Source organism: Catenulispora pinistramenti (assembly GCF_018274385.1).
Lineage (GTDB): Bacteria > Actinomycetota > Actinomycetes > Streptomycetales > Catenulisporaceae > Catenulispora > Catenulispora pinistramenti.
Genome location: NZ_JAAFYZ010000406.1, coordinates 1 through 3,955 on the forward strand (window position 1 = coordinate 1; position 3,955 = coordinate 3,955).

Consider the following 3,955-nt stretch of genomic DNA (forward strand, 5'->3'; position numbering starts at 1 on the left):
GAGGCCCGCCGGAGGCCCGGCCCTTCACCACAGCTCTTGACCTTGATCTTGACTTTGATCTTGCCCTTGCGCTGGCTTACTGGAGTTGAAGAGGCCTGAGGTGGGGCGGGGTTGTGAACGCGCGAACCGGCAGCCGACAAACACGACTCGCCACCCCGAACCCCGAACCGGCACAACTATGACCGAAGGCCGTAAAAAGCTCTTTAATCCACAAGCAAACCGCAAGTCACAAACCAAAACCCACCCGAACCCCGAACTGCCACCCCAAGACCAGCCGCACCAGCCACGAAAACAAGAATGCCGCAGAATCCATCCGGATCCCGCGGCATTCTCGTGTACTGCTTACTGCTTACTGCCTAACTACTCCCCGCTCAAACCTTCTGACTAGGCTGCGTCTGCTCAGCCCGCCGCCTCGGCAAAATCGGCGCGTCACGCCCAGTGCCCGAGCCGCCCGAGCCCCCCGAGGCCTTCTGCTCCGCCCCCTCCTCGTGGTACTCCTCCTCGACATTCACCGACCACACGTCGTGTGTGCTGCCGGTGGCGATGTTCTCGGCGGTGAGCATCGCCGTCATCATCGAGTGGTCCTGGTTGTTGTAGCGGTGCATGCCGTTGCGGCCGACGGGGTGGACGTTCGGGACCTCGCGGGCCAGCCACTCGCGGATCACCTCGACGTTGCCGCGGTAGTACTCGTCGTAGACCGGGTAGGCCTTCGGCATGCGCACCACGTAGCCTTCCTCGACGGCGTCCGCGGAGACCAGGCCGAGGGCTTCCAGTTCCTGGGCTCCCTGCTTGATCAGGACGTCGTCGGCGGCTTCCCACAGGTCGTCGCCTTCGGAGACGAAGTACTCCAGGCCCAGGCAGGTGCGTCCTTCCTTGACCAGGTAGGGGGACCAGGAGCCGAAGTTCTGGATTCGGCCGACGCGGACGCCGGGGGTGTGGATGTAGATCCAGTTGTCGGGGAAGCCGGCGGATTCGGGGACCACCAGGGCGACGGTGAGGAAGTCGCGGTAGCGGAGGTCGTCGGCGGCGGCCAGGACTTCGGCGGGGGCCGGGGGGTCCATGGCGCGGACCAGGGCCGAGATCGGCATGGAGGAGACCACGTGGTCGGCCGGGGCGGTGCGCTCGCCGGCGGCGTTCTTCACCGTCACCGCGACGGCGCCGCCCTCGGCGCGGTGCACGGTCTGGACCCAGGTGTTCATCACGACCGAGCCGCCGCCGTCGGTGACCAGGTCGCGGCAGCGCTCCCACATCATGCCGGGGCCGTACTTCGGGTACTGGAACTGCTCGATCAGGCTGGTGATCTGCTTCTGGTTGCGCCTCGGCGTGATGGCGTTGACCACCGCCTTGAACAGCGACAGGTTCTTGATCCGCTGCGCGGCCCAGTCGGCCTCGATCTCGTTGGCCGGCATGCCCCACACCTTCTCGGTATAGGTCTTGAAGAAGATCGAGTAGAGCCGGAAGCCGAAGCGCGCGGCCACCCAGCCTTCGAACTTGGTCTGGTCCTTCGGCGGCTTGATCTGCGCCCACACATAGGATCCGACGCAGCGCGCGGCCTCGACCAGGCCCAGTCCGGACAGCGCGTTTCCGGCCTTGAGCGGGTAGTCGAACAGCTTGCCGCGGTAGTGGATGCGGCTCATCCGCGGCCGCATCAGGAAGTCCTCGTCGGGCAGGATCTCGTGCCACAACGCCTCGACCGGCCCGGCCTTGGTGAAGAAGCGGTGGCCGCCGATGTCGAAGCGCCAACCGCCGCGCTCCACGGTGCGGCTGATGCCGCCGACCACGTCGTCGGCCTCGAAGACGGAAGGCCGCACCCCGGACTTGACGAGCTCGTAGGCGGCGGTCAGCCCGGCCGGCCCGGCTCCGATGATGACGACGGCGGGCGCTTCGGGCGCGTCCTGTCCGGATTCTGGCGCTTGTGAAGAGATTGTTGACACGACGCACCAACGATCCCCTGAGCCCCGAGTAACGCGTTTTACGCCATTAGGTGATGGAATCAGGAGTTTGCCGGTTCGGGTACCACCTGGGGTTCGGCCGGGGCCGGAACGACCGGAGCGGCCGTGTCGGCGGCGGTCTCGACGGCCGTGGCGGTCCACACCAACGCGATCAGCGCGGCCGCCCCCAGGGTCGCGACGGCCAGCACCGTGAGCGAGCCGACCGCAGGGTGCCAGGAGCCTGCGAAGGGGTTCAGCGGGGCGTAGGGACCGGCCTGGACCCGGGTCATCTCCACCACCAGCACCCAGAGCTGGCAGAACGCGGCCCCGACGGCGAACAGCCGCGGGATCCGGCGGCGCAGCACCGGCGGCAGTTCCGCGACCGGCCCGGAGGCCAGCAGCACCGCGGTGCCGGCCAGGCCGGGCAGGAAGTAGCGGCCGTACTGGGACCAGCCGAGGGTGCCGAGGTACTTGATCTCCAGCACCACGGTGATGCCGAGCGAGGCCGCCGCCACCGCCAGCGCGACGGCCACCACCCGGCGACTGCGCACCATCGCCAGCGGGATCAGCACCACGGCGGCCAGCACCGCCCACAGCATCGGCGCCCACGGCGCCTGCACGTCCAGCGCGAAGGCCTCGGTGAACCAGCCGCCGACCCGGTTCACGGCGATGATCCGGAGCAGGGTGAGGACCCGGTGGTCGGCGGGGTGGGTGGCGATGAGGGTCTGGGTGACCTTGTTGTTGCCCGAGACCACGTCCCAGGCCACCGCCAGCAGACCGATCACGGCCCAGGCCACGGCCACCAGGCGCGCGGTGCGCCAGCGAAGCAACTCCTTGACACGGCCGGGCTCGGCGGCGGCCAGCGAGCCGCCCAGGGCCAGGGCGAACCAGAACGGGCCCTCGGCGCGGACGGTGAGGACGACGGCACCGGAGATGGCGGCCAGGGCCAGGAGAGCGGGCTGGGAGACGGCTGCGGAGTCGGAGTCGAGACGCATTGCGTTACGAAATCGCGCCAGAACGCCGGTCGGCGTCGCAGAAGCCGAAGAAAGCGAGGAGGCCGAAGAATGCGAAGGATACGAAGGATGCGAAGAAGGCGAGACCGGATCGGCGGCGGGCACCGGGGAAACCACTCGCCGCCCCGACCCGCCGGCCGGCACCGCCCACCGAGCGGAAGCCGGCCGCGCCAGATCCACCAGGCACACCCACAGCAGCAGCGCCGCCGTGATCTCGATCCCGTTCGGGTTCACCGTCGAGCTGAGCGCGACGGTGGTCGGCGTCAGCACCGTCAGCAGCGCCGCGAGCAGCAGCGGGCGCCGGGTGCGGATCGCCACCACCGCCGCGGCCGCGGCGAAGGCCGAGGAGAACAGCGCGGCCAGGATCCGGCTGAGCAGGATCCCCTTCATGTCCGGCCAGAACCGCAGCGGGCCGCCGACCCCCAGGTAGAACAGCGGGTTGTAGCGCCCCACCCAGGACACCACCCGCACCTTGGCGTGGTCGTCCGGGGCCGGGTGCTGGCAGCTGGCCGCGCGGGCGACCCAGCTCTCGGTCTGGTGGTAGTTCGGGAAGTAGACGCACAGCGCGTTCGGCGGCAGCAGGCTCTTGGGGACCTCGAAGGCCGCACCCGGGCGATGCACCAGGGGGTCCAGGGCCTGCGGGGCGAGCAGGTGCCCGGTCACCGCGCCGTAGGCGCGCTCCAGGTGCTGGCGCTCGTCGGTGGTGCCGTCCGCCGGCATCGCCAGCGACCAGGCCACGGCCAACAGGGCGAACGCGGCGAAGGCCGGCAGCCAGGTGCGGCGGGCGAACGCCGGTCGCCGCCACGGGGACACGGTCCGGGACACGGGTCAGCCTCCTGAAACAGGCGGGGCGGGGGATGTCCTGCGGACGCTAGACCACGCCCCGCCCGCCCGGCGCCGCGAACACCCACGGATCACCGGAAGCGGTGAACATCCGAGCCGTTCGGCGCAGCAACCGATGCCGCGGCGGGGGTGGCTCGTTATGCATCGTCGGTGCGCTTCCCCGTCCGC

The 3,955-nt window shown here is 69.6% G+C and carries 2 protein-coding genes; both read right to left on the reverse strand.

The features are described 5' to 3' along the window. Positions 1-371: 371 nt before the first annotated feature. A complete protein-coding gene (locus KGQ19_RS47770) occupies positions 372-1,934 on the reverse strand; it encodes an NAD(P)/FAD-dependent oxidoreductase (RefSeq protein ID WP_212022173.1) in 1,563 nt (520 codons plus the stop codon). 59 nt (positions 1,935-1,993) lie between these two features. Beyond that, the gene (locus KGQ19_RS47775) at positions 1,994-3,769 is read right to left on the reverse strand and encodes a DUF2142 domain-containing protein (RefSeq protein ID WP_212022174.1); all 1,776 of its coding nucleotides are present in this window, start codon (positions 3,767-3,769) and stop codon (positions 1,994-1,996) included. Positions 3,770-3,955 lie beyond the last annotated feature (186 nt).